Here is a 13,912-nt window from a genome sequence, read left to right as displayed (position 1 = left end):
GCAAGAGCGCGCGATCTCCGCGCTTTGCAAATCTCTCCCATCAGTCTCAGTGTCGCAGTAGGATTACGTCAGTACTTCTTACATTCTGGCACTGTACGGCTTGGCAAACCGATCTTGGCGAACACTGCAGGGTCGTAGCCCAGTGTCTGGTTGACGTTCGGGATCACCTTCACGACCTTCGAGAACAATGCGCCCTTGCCGTCGTCGACGACCTCGGTGACGAAGTTGGTGCCGATGGCCTGGCGGTTCGCGTCGAGCTTGATCTTGCCGTTGGGCGCGTCGAGCTCGATCTTGGCGAGGGCTTCCTTGTACTTGGCCTGATTGTTCGACAGGTCGCCATTGACCTGACGCAGCGCCAGGATCAGCGCCATGGTCGAGCCGTAATAGTTGGTGGCGAGCAGCGATGGGCTGGGGAAGCGCTTGTTGGGCGGGAAGGCGTCCTGATAGTCCTTCACGAACTTCTGCCAACCCGGATCTTCCCAGGTGTCGGCCTGGCCGCTCGCCGCCAGCGTGCCGACCAGCGCTTGCTTGGCATTGCCCTTGGACGACAGGATGGTCTGGTCGATCATGATCGAGCCGCCCATCAGATGCGCCTTGCCGCCGGCCTGCTGGTACTGGTTGAGGAAGTTGACGGCGTCGGCGCCGCCGAGCCCGAGATAGATGGCATCGACGTCATCAGGCAGCGCTGCAATCACCGAGGCAAAGTCCTTGGTGCCGAGCGGCACCCATTGCCGGTTGGTCACCTGTCCGCCGGCACCGCAAAACTCGAGCACGAGGCCGAACACCTGCGTGTAGATGAAGGAGTAGTCCTCGCCGACGGTTGCGATCTTGCGATAGCCCTTGGTTTCATAGGCATATTTGCCGAGACCCACCTGCCACTGCGCGCCGTCCATGTTGTAGCGGAAGAAGTTCGGAGCCGGATCGACATAGGTCGTCTCCTGGGCGCCGGAGGCCGCATTGATGAACGTCAGCTCCGGATGGGTCTTTGCAAAATTCTTGACCGCGATGCCTTCGTCGCCCGAGAGCGGCGACAGCAGGATCTGCACCTTGTCCTGTTCGATCAGCTTTCGCACGGCACGGACGGCGGAGTCCGGTGTCGCATCGGTCGAGGCGATGACGAATTCGAGCTCCTTGTCGCCGACCTTCTTGCCGAGCACGTTGAGTGCTGTCTGAAAGCCGCGGATGCCATCCTCGCCGAGCACGGTGTAAGTGCCTTCGAGCGTCGCGGTGACGCCGACCTTGATCTTCTCCTGCGCGAAGGCGGTACCCGACAATAACAGGCTGCTCAACGCGATCAGTCCTAGACTGCTTTTCAACATTGGTCTCCTCCCTGGGGCGTTCTTGTCGCTGTTTTTTCCCGCTCCCCGCGCGTCCGCCGCGCGCTGCGGCGTCCTGGCGAGGCGACGGTTCTTCGACGGCTTCTTGGGATGAAGGCTAACCGAACTCGGATGCAGCGCACGCGTTGGAGCCCTGCGCGGCTTAACGGGCAGTCTCATTTTGAATGGTGCATTGCAAATCATCCCGCGGTGCAATCGCACGCAGATCGGACAACGCCACGAAGTTACGCGCCCCCACGATCGCGGTGCAGCAGTGGCTGTCCGTCGCGCGCACATGTTCGTTCCGGGAGCAGAGTAAATAACTGAAATTGGACGGCTATGCGCGTCCTACGACACTATCGGGAATCCTGCAGGAACTATCCGGGAGAGCTGCAATTGTCAGGCCGGAAGGGATTTGGAGGAGGACTGAAATGAGCCAATTAATCTATTTGATCGGCCTGATCGTAGTGATCCTGGCAATCTTGTCGTTTTTCGGATTGCGCTGAGGGCATCGACCATGACGATCGAAGCCCCCACACTCGTCGAAGACGAAGCGCTGACGATCTCCGAACAAGGGCGATATATCCAATGGACGCCTGTTGTCGCCGGGGCTTTCGCTGCGACGGCATTCGGCTTCGTTCTGGTAACCTTTGGCGTCACGATTGGACTTGGCGTCAGCTCGGCCTCGCCGACATGGCGAGATGCGTCTGCCGCGCTCTCGCTGCTATCCGGACTTTATCTGATCCTGCAAGCGATCGTCAGTTTTGGCCTCGGCGGCTACATCGCAGGGCGCGTTCGCCGCGGGGTGGTTGCAACGAACCCCACGGAACGGGAAGCGCGCGACGGGCTGCACGGGCTCACGGCATGGGCGCTTGCGGTCCTGCTGGGCGCGACGCTGGCGGGTATCGTGAGCGCTGCCACGGTGAACCGCCTGTCTTCGTCCGCGAGCGTGGGCAACAGGACGACCGCCGAGCCGCTTCTGAGCTACGAACTCGATCGGCTGTTCCGTGCGCCACGGCGAGCGGCAAATGTTGATATGACCGGCGAGCGCGCCGAGGCTGGTCGAATCCTCATGACGTCGTCGAGCCATAGCGGTGTCGCTGCGGACGACCGAACCTATCTGGTCCAGCAGGTCCAGGCGCTGACCGGATTGCCGGCCGGTGATTCCGAACGGCGCGTCGATCAGGCGATTGCGAACGCGAAAACGGCGATCTCTCACGCGCGCCGCAGCACGGTCATTCTCGCGTTCTCATTGGCTGCTGCCACACTGCTCGGCGCCATCAGTGCGTGGGCCGCAGCCGTCGCCGGTGGGCGACACCGGGATGGCGAACCGCTCCCGGCGTGGATGGCATTTCCTGATCACTTCGAGCCAAGGAAAACGGCGGTGCCTTAGCGCAAAGCCGCCGTTCCGCCGCAGCTGACCGGATGACGTATCGCTATTGGTCGTGAATTCCGCCGAAATGGCTGAAGACCTCGAAGTCTTGCCCACGTGCGATGCCGATCAGCGTGATGCCGCTGGCCGCGGCCGTGCGTATGGCAAGCGCCGTTGGCGCCGAAACTGCAACAATGAATCCAGCGCCGATCGCGGCAGTCTTCTGGACCATCTCGACCGAGATCCGGCTCGTCAGGATGACGGCACCCGAATGCCCCGGTATTCCCGTTGCGGCGAGGGCGCCGGCGAGCTTGTCGAGTGCATTATGGCGGCCGACGTCTTCGCGGACGATCATGTCGTCGGCGTCAGGCTGGAAAAATCCGGCGGCATGGGTCGCGCGGGTCGCCTTGCCCAGGATTTGTGATGCGGCGAGGGTCTCGACCGAGCGACGAATGTGTTGCGGCGTGAGATCGATATGCCGCTCGAGGCGCCGAACCTTCGCACTGACTTCGCGCAAGCTTTCGATGCCGCACAGGCCGCAGCCGGTCGGCCCGATCAATCGCCGCCGCCGCTCTTTCAGCTGTCGTCCAGCCCTCGGCCGCAGCCATAGACGCAACTCGATTCCGTCGGGGCCGGGAACCACCGTGAGTTCGTTGATCTCTCCCAAATCCTCGATGATCCCCTCGGTCAGGCTGAAGCCGATTGCGAAGTCGGCGAGATCGGCAGGCGTCGCCATCAGCACCGCGACGGTCGTGCCGTCGTAGACCAGTGCGATCGGGCTCTCCTCGGCGACCGAGCGGTGGCCGAGCATGTGGCCTGATGTGAGCCGAAGCATGTTGACGGAAGATGGGGAGGCGGGCAGGCGATCGCGCCAGTCGATTTGCGAGCCGTGCATGATTGTTCATCCTAGCGACGGTCTATCGACGCGCGGCGCGCGCCATGGTTCCGAAAGCTTAGGAACCAGCGATTGTTTCTCATGTTTTGCGAAAGGGGCTTGCAGCTGAAGGGCCCGGCATGCGGCAGAAAGCAAAAGTCGAGACTTACGATGCTCCGGCCGGCGGCTGGGGATCGGTCAACGCAGTCGTTCACATTCTCACGCAGGAAGAAGTCGCGATCCTCGGCAGCGAGATCCTGATGAAGCAGAACAAGCCGGGCGGCTTCATGTGCGTGAGCTGTTCCTGGGCCAAACCCGCAAGTCCACATCCATTCGAATTCTGCGAGAACGGCGCCAAGGCCACCGCGTGGGAAGTCACAGGCAAGACGGTCACGCCGGAATTCTTCGCCCGGCATACACTGTCCGAGCTACGAACCTGGTCCGATCATCGACTGGAAGAGCAGGGGCGGCTGAGCCATCCGATGCGCTACGATTCGGGCAGCGACAAATACGTCCCGGTCGAGTGGAGCGATGCGTTTCGCGACATCGGCGCCGAGTTGAACAAGCTCGATCCGCATTCCGTCATCATGTACACGTCCGGCCGGGCCTCGCTGGAAGCCAGCTACATGTACCAGCTGTTCGGCCGGATGTACGGCACCAATAATTTCCCCGATAGCTCCAACATGTGCCACGAGACCACGTCCGTGGCGTTGCCGCAGGTGATCGGGGTGCCGGTCGGCACCGTGCAGCTGAAGGATTTCGACCACACCGACTGCATTTTCTTCTTTGGACACAACACAACGACGAATGCCCCGCGGATGCTGCATCCGCTCCAGGAGGCAGTCCAGCGCGGCGTCCCGATCGTGACCTTCAATCCGCTCCGCGAGCGCGGACTGGAGCGTTTCGTCAATCCTCAAAACCCGCTTCAGATGATCGCGGGAGGCACACGCATCAGCTCGCAATATCATCAGGTCCGCGTCGGCGGTGACGCCGCGGCGATATCTGGGATTTGCAAATGGGTGATCGACGCGGACGATCGCGCCGTCAAGTACGGTGAGCCGCGGGTGGTCGACGCCGATTTCATCGCGCAGCACACCTCCGGCTTCGACGAATTCGCCGCGTTCTGCCGCGGCCAGGACTGGAACGAGATCGAGCGGGCGTCGGGCCTCACGCGGTCGGCCATGCTCGAAGCCGCGAACGTCTATATGAAGGCCAACGCCGTGATCGCCAATTACGGCATGGGCGTCACGCAGCACAAGCACGGCGTCGAGACCACGAAGATGATCGTGAATCTGCTGCTGCTGCGCGGCAACATCGGCAAGCCGGGAGCAGGCATCTCGCCGATTCGGGGCCATTCCAACGTCCAGGGCCAGCGGACGGTCGGCATATCCGAGAAGACGAAGCTCGTCCCGCTCGACAAGCTTGCGGAGCTCTACGGGTTCGAGCCGCCACGGTGGGACGGTCTGTCGACGGTGGATGCCTGCGAGGGCATTTTGAAGGGCGATGTCCGTGGCTTTGTCAGCCTGGGGGGCAATTTCGTGCGCGCAATTCCTGACCGCTCGCTGATGGAGCCGGCTTGGTCGGGTCTGCGGCTGTCGGTGCAGATCGCGACAAAGCTCAATCGCAGCCACATCGTGCCCGGCGAGGTGACCTATCTGCTGCCATGCCTCGGCCGGATCGAGATCGATGAGCAGGCCAGCGGCGCCCAGGCCGTGTCGATGGAGGATTCCACGGCCTGCGTTCACGGCTCACGGGGCCAGCGCAAGCCGGTGACCGAGCACGCCCTGTCCGAGCCGGCGATCATCGCCGGTCTCGCCAAGGCAACCCTCAAGCCGAATCCCTGGGTCGAGTGGGAGGCCTGGGTCGCCGATTATTCGCTCATAAGGGACGCGATCGAGCGGACCTATCCCGACCAATTCAAGGATTTCAACCAGCGCATGTTCGAGCCCGGCGGCTTTCCGCGGCCGCTGGCGGCGCGCGAACGCAAATGGAAGACGCCGAACGGCAAAGCCAATTTCACCGTTCCCAAGGCGGCATTCGCGCCCCCGGGAGAAAACGATGGTGTCTATGAACTGATGACGATGCGCGCCGACGGACAGTTCAACACGACGATCTATACCGAGGACGACCGCTTCCGCGGCATCCAGGGCAGCCGTTACGTCGTGCTGATGAATCCCGCGGACATGGAGGCGGATGGACTGAAGGCGGGCGACACGGTCACGCTGGTCACGGAGGCCAATGACGGTGTGGAGCGCAGTCTCAGCGAGCTCCAGGTCGTGCCCTACGGTATCCCGCGCCGGAGTCTTGCCGGCTACTATCCCGAATGCAACGGGCTGATCCCGCTATGGCACTACGCAGAGGGCAGCAAGGTGCCGGCCGCAAAATCCGTTCCGGTGCGACTTTTCAAGGACATGGTGCCCGAGATCATCGAGGGCGGAGAGATGCCGATCTCGGCGACGTAGCCGGGACCGGAACGTGTTCGCAACGTCACGAAGCGGGGATTGAAATGAAATCGAAGACGTTCAACGACGGCGCGGAACGAACCTTTGTCCTGATTCTGGACCAAGGGGAGGAGGCCTTCAGATCGATCACGGAATTCGCCGAACGCGAGAAGATCACGGGCGCCTCGATATCGGCGATCGGGACGTTCTCGCAGGCGAAAGTCGGCTGGTTCGATTTCGCGGCCAAGACATACAAGCCGATCGAGGTCCGCGAGCAATGCGAGGTGCTGAGCCTGCTGGGCGATGTCGCTCAAGGCGATGACGGCAAGGCCAGCGTGCACCTTCACGCCGTGCTCGGCTTGCAGGACGGCACTGTGCGCGGAGGCCATCTGCTGTCGGGATCGGTGCAGCCGACACTGGAGGTGACGATCACTGAGGCCGTGGTTCATCTCCGCCGCAAGAAGCGACAGGACCTTGGGATTGCGCTGATCAGCATCTAGTCCGGAAGGTCCGGGAGGTTGCCTTGATCGACGGGCTTGTCACTGATGTTCCGGTGGCAGACGAAGAGGGCGGTCGCGTCGTGCCGGCCGGCTATCCCGTTCAGGCCGTCGATGGGGGCTCGGCGCCGCCGCGGACGAGGTACGGCCCCGCTCGGGCAATTAGGAACATCCAAATCCGGCTTACGTTGCCTGCACGGGCCTGATGGATGTCCCATGCAGCGCAGAACATTTCTGGCACTCGCGGCCTGGCTTGTCGGCACGACGTCCCTGACGCGGGCGACCGTGATCCACAATCACGTGCCATGGTCGCCCCATCCGAACTCGCCGCCGGAGATCGTGCGGCTGGGTCCTTGGCAGTTCTTCACTCTGGATGAAGCCCGCGCGATGGAAGCGATCGTCGATCGCATCATTCCGCCCGATGCGGAGACGCCCGGCGGCAAGATCGCGGGCTGCGCCGTCTTCATCGATCGCCAGCTCAAGGGGCCGTATGGCTCCAACGAGGGGCTTTACACGCTTGCGCCTCACACCAAAGGCACCAAGGAGCAAGGCTCCCAATCGGCGCTGACCCACGCCGAGTTCTATCGCAAGGCGCTGGCCGCGCTCGACAAGCATTGCAAGTCAACGCAGGGCGGCAAGTCCTTCGCAGAGCTCGATGCAGCCGCGCAGGATGACGTGCTGCGCAAGATCGAGTCGGGCGAGGTCAAGTTCGAGACGGTCGACGCTCAGGGCTTCTTCTCGGCTCTGCTGAAGGACGTCCCGGAAGGTTTCTTTTCCGATCCGATCCACGGCGGCAATAACGACATGGTCGGCTGGAAGATGATCGGCTTTCCCGGCATCCGCTACGATTATCGCGACTGGGTCAATCGTCACAACGAGCGCTACCCGTATCCCCCCGTCAGCATCGCCGGGCGGGCCGACTGGACCCCTGCAAAATCGTGAGCGGCGCACATGGCTCGTAAGCTCCCGCGCAAGGACGTTGTCATCATCGGGCTCGGATGGACCGGTTCGATCATGGCCTATGAGCTCGCCGATGCCGGGCTCGACGTGATCGCGATCGAGCGGGGTCCCTGGCGCAACACGGCGACCGACTATCCGCCGGGCTACGCGGCCGACGAATTGCGTTATCGCATTCGTCATGAGCTGTTCCTGAGCCCAAGCCAGACGACCTTCACTTTCCGGAACAAGACGAGCGAGGCGGCGCTGCCGATCCGAAGCTGGGGGGCGTTCATGCCGCCGAACGGCGTCGGCGGGGGCGGCGTGCACTGGAATGCGGAGACGTGGCGCTTCCTGCCCTCGGACTTCGTGCTGAAGACGCATTTGACCGAACGCTATGGCGCCGGTTTTCTGCCTGATGACATGACCATCCAGGATTGGGGCGTGACCTATGATGAGCTCGAGCCGCACTACGACCGGTTCGAATATCTCTGCGGCACGTCCGGCCAGGCCGGCAACGTCAAAGGCAAGATCATGGAGGGTGGCAATCCGTTCGAGGGGCCGCGCTCGCGCCCCTATCCCAACCCGCCGCAGGACCAGCCGTTCGGCCATACGCTGTTCGGCAAGGCTGCGCGCGAACTCGGCTACAAGCCGTTTCCGCAGCCCTCCGGCAATATGTCGCGGCCGTACCAAAATCCTCTCGGCGTACGCCTCGGGCCATGCACCTATTGCGGCTTCTGCGAGTGGTTCGGGTGCGGCAACTACTCGAAGGCCTCGCCGCAGACCACGGTGCTGCCGGCGCTGGTGCGGAAACCCAACTTCACGGCGCGTGACAACAGCGAGGTCACGCGGGTCAACGTCGACCACTCCGGCAAGCGGGCCACCGGGGTGACCTTCGTCGATGCCTCAGGTGATGAATGGGAGCAGCCGGCTGATCTCGTCGTTCTCTCGGCCTACACGATCTTCAACGTGCAGCTGCTGCTGCTGTCGGGCATCGGCAAGGCCTATGATCCCGCTGCCAATACCGGCGTGATCGGCCGCAATTTCACTCACCAGACCATCTCTGACGTCGTCAGCTTCTTCGATCCGGCAAAATTCGTCTTCAACCCGTTCATCGCTTCCGGCGCGATCGGAATGTGCATCGACGAGTTCAATGGCGACAATTTCGATCACGGTCCACATGGTTTCGTCGGCGGCGGCTACATGGGGAATGTGCAGACCAACGGTCGGCCGATCGAGACCACGCCCGTGCCGCCGGGCACGCCGCTGTGGGGCGCCGAGTGGAAGAAGGCCGTCAAGGAAAACTATCAGAGCGCGATCAAGCCGGGGACCGGCGTGCACGGCAGCATGTACAGCTACCGCGACGTCTATGTCGATCTCGACCCCACCTACAAGGACCGCTTCAGCCGGCCGCTCGCGCGGATCACGATGGATTTCCACGATAACGAGATCAAGCAGAACAAATTCCTGACGGACAAGTTCGCCGAGATCTTTCAAACCATGGGCGCAAGGCAGGTCCACAAGGAATACCGCAAGGCGCCCTACGACATCACCAAATACCAGACGACGCATCTTTGTGGCGGAGCGATCATGGGTACGGATCCCAACACCAGCGCACTCAACCGCTACCTCCAGAGCTGGGACGTGCCGAACCTGTTCGTGACAGGCGCGAGCGCGTTCCCGCAAAACGCCGGCTACAATCCGACCGGAACGGTCGCGGCGCTCGCCTATTGGGCCGCCGATGCGATCCGCTCCAAATATCTCAAGAACCCGGGGCAGCTGATCAATGCGTAGAGCTGCGCAACTCGCCTTGGTGACGCTGACGCTTGCTGCCGGCGTCGGTCAGGCCACGAGTGCGGGCTTGCAGGACTTTGCCGCCGTCGAGCGCGGACGTTATCTGGCCGCCGCCGGCGATTGCGGGAGCTGCCATACGGTCCCGGGCAGCGACCATCCTCTGAGCGGCGGCCGTCCCATCGAAACGCCGTTCGGCGTGCTGGTCGCCCCCAATATCACGCCTGATCGGGAGACCGGGATCGGCGCGTGGAGCGACGAGGAGTTCGACGCGGCCGTGCGGAAGGGAATGCGCCGCGACGGCAAGCGGCTGTACCCGGCCATGCCATATCCCTATTTCGCGCGCATGACACGGGAGGACGTCAAGGACATCCGCGCCTACCTCGCGACGTTCGAGCCAGTCCACAATCCCGTCACCGTCAACCAGCTGCCGTTCCCGCTGAACCAGCGGATGGCGATGATGGTGTGGGACAAGCTGTATTTCACGCCGGGCGAGTTCTGGGAGCGGGCGGACAAGTCGAAGCAGTGGAATCGCGGCGCTTATCTCGTCGAAGGCCCCGGCCATTGCGGCGCCTGTCATACGCCGAAGACGGCTTTGGGCGGCGACAAATCCGGCAAGCGGCTCCAGGGTTACACGCTGCAGGGATGGGTCGCGCCTGACATCACCAGCGGGCAGGGTCCGCTTGCCGATTGGTCGATCGACGATCTCGCGCAATATCTCAAGACCGGGCACAACCGCTTTGCGGCCGCAGCCGGCTTGATGGGCGAAGTGGTCGAGCTCTCGACGTCCCGGCTCAGCGACGACGACACCAAGGCGATGGCCACCTATCTGAAGGATGTATCGGGACCGAAGCCTGCGGCGGACAGCTCGGCCGATGCCCATGTGATGTCCGCCGGCGGCGCGATCTATCAGGACCTCTGCTCGGCCTGCCACAAATCGGACGGGTCTGGCGTTCCCAATCTCATTCCGAACCTCAACCTCGCCGCGACCGTCAACACGGGAGATCCGACGACGGTGCTGCGCGTGATCCTGCAGGGCGCACAGAGCGTGGCGACAGACAAGGAGCCGACAGGTCCCGCCATGCCTGCCTTCGGCTGGCAATTGAATGACGCGCAGGTCGCGGCGGTCGCGACCTATGTCCGCAACCATTGGGGCAAGGCGCCGCCGGTCAGCGAGGCCGAGGCGAAGAAGGAGCGGACGGCGCTCGATGCGAGGACGAACTGACCGTCAGGTCCGGGTCAGGAAATCCATTGAACCAAGGTAGAGAAGTATCCCCAGCCAGAACAGTCCGGCGCCGGCAAAGACGAGTGTGAGGCCGCGCCGATGCCACAGCTCCATGAAGATGGTTGCGACGAGACCTGCCTTGATGGTAGCGATCGTGAGGGCCACGACGGCATTGCCCGCTCCGAGCGGCACGTAGGCGAGCGTGATCGTCAGCGCCAGCAACGCGAGCAAACCAAGCCAGGCTCCGATCAGGGCAAGCGGTGGTCGCCAGTCGGTCATGGTGTCGACCTTCCGGGCAGGTAGATCAGCGCGAACAGGAAGATCCAGACCACGTCGACGAAATGCCAGTACAGCGCTGCGCTGTGCAGGGCCGTGTGGTGACGCGTCGTCGGCGCCTTCCGGCAAAGGGTTGCAAGCGTGATCAACAGGCAGATCCCGATCAGCATATGCAGGGCGTGGATAGCCGTCGCGATGAAGTAGAAGATGAAGAACAGCTGGACGCCATTGGCCAGCGGTCCGGCGAAGACGAAGTCGATCCCGGGGACGAGATGCTCGTCATATTCCTTGCTGTACTCGATCCCCTTGAGCACGATGAAGATCAGCCCAAGGCAGGCAGCGCCAATGAGTAGCCATGTGACGATCCTTGCTGTGGCAGGCGAGAAGATCTCAACGGCCCATGCCACGAGAAAGCTCGATGTCAGCAGGACGGCCGTGTTGGCCGTTCCGATCACGATCTCGGTGTGCCGGCCGCCCTCGGCGAAACCTTGCGGCAATGCGTGCCGGTAGACGATATAGGCGAGGATCAGCCCGCCGAACAGAAGAACTTCGGTTGCGATGAACACCCACATGCCGAGTTCGGCCGTGTGATCGCGGTGAGGTATCGAAGCGTATTGCGGAGCAACGGCGGAGCTATCACGCATTCTGCGGCTCCGCCTGGAAGGCCTCGTTGTATTGATACGGGTCGCGTGTGACCACGGGCTGCGTCGTAAAGTTGTGTTCGGGGGGCGGCGAGGAGGTTTGCCATTCCAGGCCGGGCGCGTCCCAGGGGTTTGCCGGCGCGCGTTTGCCAAAGAATGCGGAGTAGCCGAGGTAGAACAGCGGCATCAGATAGGCGACGGCCAGGATTGTGGCGCCTCCGGATGACAGCACGTTCCAGACCTGGAACTCCGGGGGATAGACGTGGTAGCGCCGCGGCATGCCCTCCGCGCCGAGGATGAACTGCGGGAAGAACGTCAGATTGAAGCCGAAGAAGATCAGGACCGCGGCGGTTCGCGCCCAATATTCCGAGTAGAGCCGGCCGGTAATCTTCGGCCACCAATAGTGCAAGCCGCCGAAATAGGCCGTCACCATGCCGCCGACCATGATGTAGTGGAAATGCGCGACCACAAAGTAGGTGTCGGTCGCGTGCACGTCGTAGGCGAGGCAAGCCAGGAACAGGCCGGTGAGACCACCGACCGTGAACAGACCGATGAACCCGAGCGCATAGAGCATGGGCGCGTCGAAATGGATCGAGCCTTTGTGCAGGGTCGCGGTCCAGTTGAAGACCTTGATGGCCGAGGGCACCGCGACGATGAAGCTCATGAAGGAGAACACGAGGCTCGCAACCAGCGACTGGCCGCTGACGAACATGTGGTGGCCCCACACCAGGAAGCCGACCGCGGCGATGGCGAGGCTGCACCAGGCCACGAACTTGTAGCCGAACACCTGCTTGCGGGAGAAGCACGAGATCAGTTCGTTGATCACCCCCATGCCCGGCAGGATCATGATGTAGACAGCGGGATGCGAGTAGAACCAGAACAGATGCTGGAACAGCAGCGGGTCGCCGCCGATCCTGGGATCGAAGATGCCGACGCCGAAAAAGCGTTCCGTCGCCATCAGCAGCAGCGTGATCGCGAGCACCGGCGTGGCCAGCACCAGGATGACCGACGTCGCATAGAGCGACCACAGGAACAGCGGCAACCGGTACCAGGTCAGCCCAGGTGCGCGCAGGCGATGGATGGTGACGATGAAATTGAGGCCGGTCAGGATCGACGAGAAGCCCGCGATGAAGACGCCCGCAGCCGCGACGATCACGTAGCTGTTGGAATAGAGCGTGGAGAACGGCGTGTAGAAGGTCCAGCCGGTATCGACGCCGCCGGCGAAGATCGCGAACAGCGTGGTGCAGCCGCCGAGCATGAAGATGTACCAGCTCATCAGATTGAGCCGGGGAAAGGCGAGATCGCGCGCGCCGATCATCAACGGGACAATGAAATTGCCGAGCGTGTTGGGAATCGACGGGATCAGGAAGAACCACACCATGATGATGCCATGCATGGTGAAGAGGCGGTTGTAGACGTCGGAGCTGACGAGATCGGCCTGGGGCGTCGCAAGCTCGATCCGGATCACGGTCGCAGCCGCGCCGCCGATGAAGAAAAAGACGATCAGGCTCGCGAAATAGAGGATCGCGATCCGCTTGTGGTCCGTCGTCAGGAACCACGAGCGCAGCGTGAAATCGGCGGTGAGATAGTTTGGGTCGCTCATGATGGATGTCCTGCGAGCGATTTGATGTAGATCACGAGCCGCAAAAGCTGATCTTCGCTGACCTTGCCCTCGAACGAGGGCATTACAGGTTGATAGCTTGCGACCACCTGGCTGCGCGGCATCAGGATGGAGTCCCGGATGTATTTATCATCCGCGATCACGGTGGTGCCGTCAGAGAGCGGCACCGGCTTGCCGTAGACGCCTTCGAGCGGGGGCGCGCGGACTGTGCCGCCGCCGCCGTGGCAGCCGCTGCAGCCAAGCTCGCGGAAGAGCTGGCCGCCCTCGCTTGCGAGCGGGCTCGACGGCGCTTGCTGCGTCAGCCAGTTGGAGAAATCGGTCGGCTCCATCGCCACGACCTCGCCGATCATGCCGGAGTGGTCGGTGCCGCAATATTCGGCGCAGAACAGGTGATAGTGGCCGGGCTTGTCGATCTCGATCTCGAGGTCCTGGTAGCGGCCGGGAACGACATCATGCTTGAGACGAAGGGCGGGGATGTAGAAGCTGTGAATGACGTCCTGCGACGCCATCACCAGGCGGATAGGGCGCTTCACCGGGATATGCAGCGCGTCGATCTCCGCCTGGCCACCAGGATGCTGCGTCTTCCACATCCACTGTTTCGCCACGACGAACACGTCGTGCTCGTCGCTCTGCGTACGATAAATCTGGAAAAAAACGCTGGCTCCCCAAACGAAGAGGCCGAGGAAGCAGACGAACGAGGCGGCGGTCCAGCTCACCTCCCAATGCCAGCTCTTCTTGACGCGATGGTTCCTGTCGGTCCGGTTGCCCGCGCGATAGCGCGCGCAAAATAGCGTCAGCAGAAAGAACAGCAGGCCGACGACCAGTGCGCTCGCAATCAACAGGCCAGTGAACAGCAGATCGACGTCGCCGCTGTGCGGCGAGAGCCCGGGTTGCCAGAACGGAATCCATTGGCGCCACATCT

Annotated in this window: 12 protein-coding genes; 6 read left to right on the top strand and 6 right to left on the bottom strand. The window is 62.5% G+C overall.

Going from position 1 to position 13,912, the window contains the following annotated elements; genetic code table 11:
* Positions 1-68 precede the first annotated feature (68 nt).
* Complete coding sequence (locus tag ACVWZ4_RS34260) at positions 69-1,319, bottom strand: ABC transporter substrate-binding protein (protein ID WP_456702788.1); 1,251 nt, start codon at positions 1,317-1,319, stop codon at positions 69-71.
* A gap of 514 nt (positions 1,320-1,833) precedes the next feature.
* On the opposite strand from ACVWZ4_RS34260, the gene ACVWZ4_RS34255 reads away from it, so the two are divergent.
* A complete protein-coding gene (locus ACVWZ4_RS34255; RefSeq protein WP_456702789.1) occupies positions 1,834-2,709 on the top strand; it encodes a hypothetical protein in 876 nt (291 codons plus the stop codon).
* Positions 2,710-2,752: 43 nt separating this feature from the next.
* Here the strand turns inward: ACVWZ4_RS34255 and fdhD are convergent, their stop codons facing one another.
* A complete protein-coding gene (gene fdhD / locus ACVWZ4_RS34250; RefSeq protein ID WP_456705234.1) occupies positions 2,753-3,523 on the bottom strand; it encodes a formate dehydrogenase accessory sulfurtransferase FdhD in 771 nt (256 codons plus the stop codon).
* Between the two features lie 179 nt (positions 3,524-3,702).
* On the opposite strand from fdhD, the gene ACVWZ4_RS34245 reads away from it, so the two are divergent.
* The 5 genes from ACVWZ4_RS34245 (at position 3,703) to ACVWZ4_RS34225 (ending at position 10,452) form a co-directional block, all read left to right on the top strand.
* The gene (locus ACVWZ4_RS34245; protein WP_456742106.1) at positions 3,703-6,024 is read left to right on the top strand and encodes an FdhF/YdeP family oxidoreductase; all 2,322 of its coding nucleotides are present in this window, start codon (positions 3,703-3,705) and stop codon (positions 6,022-6,024) included.
* Between the two features lie 44 nt (positions 6,025-6,068).
* The gene (locus tag ACVWZ4_RS34240) at positions 6,069-6,503 is read left to right on the top strand and encodes a PPC domain-containing DNA-binding protein (protein ID WP_456742105.1); all 435 of its coding nucleotides are present in this window, start codon (positions 6,069-6,071) and stop codon (positions 6,501-6,503) included.
* Between the two features lie 213 nt (positions 6,504-6,716).
* Positions 6,717-7,442, top strand: coding sequence for a gluconate 2-dehydrogenase subunit 3 family protein (locus ACVWZ4_RS34235; protein ID WP_456702792.1), 726 nt, complete (start codon positions 6,717-6,719; stop codon positions 7,440-7,442).
* 9 nt (positions 7,443-7,451) lie between these two features.
* Positions 7,452-9,230: a GMC family oxidoreductase gene (locus ACVWZ4_RS34230; protein WP_456742104.1), complete on the top strand. Its 1,779-nt coding sequence runs from the start codon at positions 7,452-7,454 to the stop codon at positions 9,228-9,230.
* A complete protein-coding gene (locus ACVWZ4_RS34225) occupies positions 9,223-10,452 on the top strand; it encodes a c-type cytochrome (RefSeq protein WP_456702794.1) in 1,230 nt (409 codons plus the stop codon). Before ACVWZ4_RS34230 ends, ACVWZ4_RS34225 begins: the two co-directional genes overlap by 8 nt.
* A gap of 3 nt (positions 10,453-10,455) precedes the next feature.
* On the opposite strand, the gene ACVWZ4_RS34220 is transcribed toward ACVWZ4_RS34225, so the two are convergent.
* Genes ACVWZ4_RS34220 through ACVWZ4_RS34205 form a run of 4 tightly spaced genes read right to left on the bottom strand, consistent with a single transcriptional unit; the run spans position 10,456 to position 13,910 of the window.
* On the bottom strand, positions 10,456-10,731 hold the full coding sequence (locus tag ACVWZ4_RS34220; RefSeq protein WP_456702795.1) for a cytochrome C oxidase subunit IV family protein: 276 nt from the start codon (positions 10,729-10,731) through the stop codon (positions 10,456-10,458).
* A complete protein-coding gene (locus ACVWZ4_RS34215; RefSeq protein WP_456702796.1) occupies positions 10,728-11,372 on the bottom strand; it encodes a cytochrome c oxidase subunit 3 in 645 nt (214 codons plus the stop codon). Before ACVWZ4_RS34215 ends, ACVWZ4_RS34220 begins: the two co-directional genes overlap by 4 nt.
* Positions 11,365-12,972 carry a cytochrome c oxidase subunit I gene (gene ctaD / locus ACVWZ4_RS34210; protein ID WP_456702797.1) on the bottom strand — a complete coding sequence of 536 codons (1,608 nt, stop codon included), beginning with the start codon at positions 12,970-12,972 and terminating at the stop codon, positions 11,365-11,367. Before ctaD ends, ACVWZ4_RS34215 begins: the two co-directional genes overlap by 8 nt.
* A complete protein-coding gene (locus ACVWZ4_RS34205) occupies positions 12,969-13,910 on the bottom strand; it encodes a cytochrome c oxidase subunit II (protein ID WP_456702798.1) in 942 nt (313 codons plus the stop codon). Before ACVWZ4_RS34205 ends, ctaD begins: the two co-directional genes overlap by 4 nt.
* Positions 13,911-13,912 lie beyond the last annotated feature (2 nt).

The organism is Bradyrhizobium sp. USDA 4472 (assembly GCF_054058595.1).
Note: the sequence above shows the minus strand (reverse complement) of the source record. Positions and strands in the feature narration are given on the sequence as shown.

Coding starts and splice junctions, on each gene's coding strand:
- ctaD (WP_456702797.1), bottom strand. CDS start 12,972: ATGAGCGACCCAAACTATCTCACCGCCGATTTCACGCTGCGCTCGTGG.
- ACVWZ4_RS34245 (WP_456742106.1), top strand. CDS start 3,703: ATGCGGCAGAAAGCAAAAGTCGAGACTTACGATGCTCCGGCCGGCGGC.
- ACVWZ4_RS34230 (WP_456742104.1), top strand. CDS start 7,452: ATGGCTCGTAAGCTCCCGCGCAAGGACGTTGTCATCATCGGGCTCGGA.
- ACVWZ4_RS34205 (WP_456702798.1), bottom strand. CDS start 13,910: ATGTGGCGCCAATGGATTCCGTTCTGGCAACCCGGGCTCTCGCCGCAC.
- ACVWZ4_RS34235 (WP_456702792.1), top strand. CDS start 6,717: ATGCAGCGCAGAACATTTCTGGCACTCGCGGCCTGGCTTGTCGGCACG.
- fdhD (WP_456705234.1), bottom strand. CDS start 3,523: ATGCTTCGGCTCACATCAGGCCACATGCTCGGCCACCGCTCGGTCGCC.
- ACVWZ4_RS34220 (WP_456702795.1), bottom strand. CDS start 10,731: ATGACCGACTGGCGACCACCGCTTGCCCTGATCGGAGCCTGGCTTGGT.
- ACVWZ4_RS34260 (WP_456702788.1), bottom strand. CDS start 1,319: ATGTTGAAAAGCAGTCTAGGACTGATCGCGTTGAGCAGCCTGTTATTG.
- ACVWZ4_RS34225 (WP_456702794.1), top strand. CDS start 9,223: ATGCGTAGAGCTGCGCAACTCGCCTTGGTGACGCTGACGCTTGCTGCC.
- ACVWZ4_RS34255 (WP_456702789.1), top strand. CDS start 1,834: ATGACGATCGAAGCCCCCACACTCGTCGAAGACGAAGCGCTGACGATC.
- ACVWZ4_RS34240 (WP_456742105.1), top strand. CDS start 6,069: ATGAAATCGAAGACGTTCAACGACGGCGCGGAACGAACCTTTGTCCTG.
- ACVWZ4_RS34215 (WP_456702796.1), bottom strand. CDS start 11,372: ATGCGTGATAGCTCCGCCGTTGCTCCGCAATACGCTTCGATACCTCAC.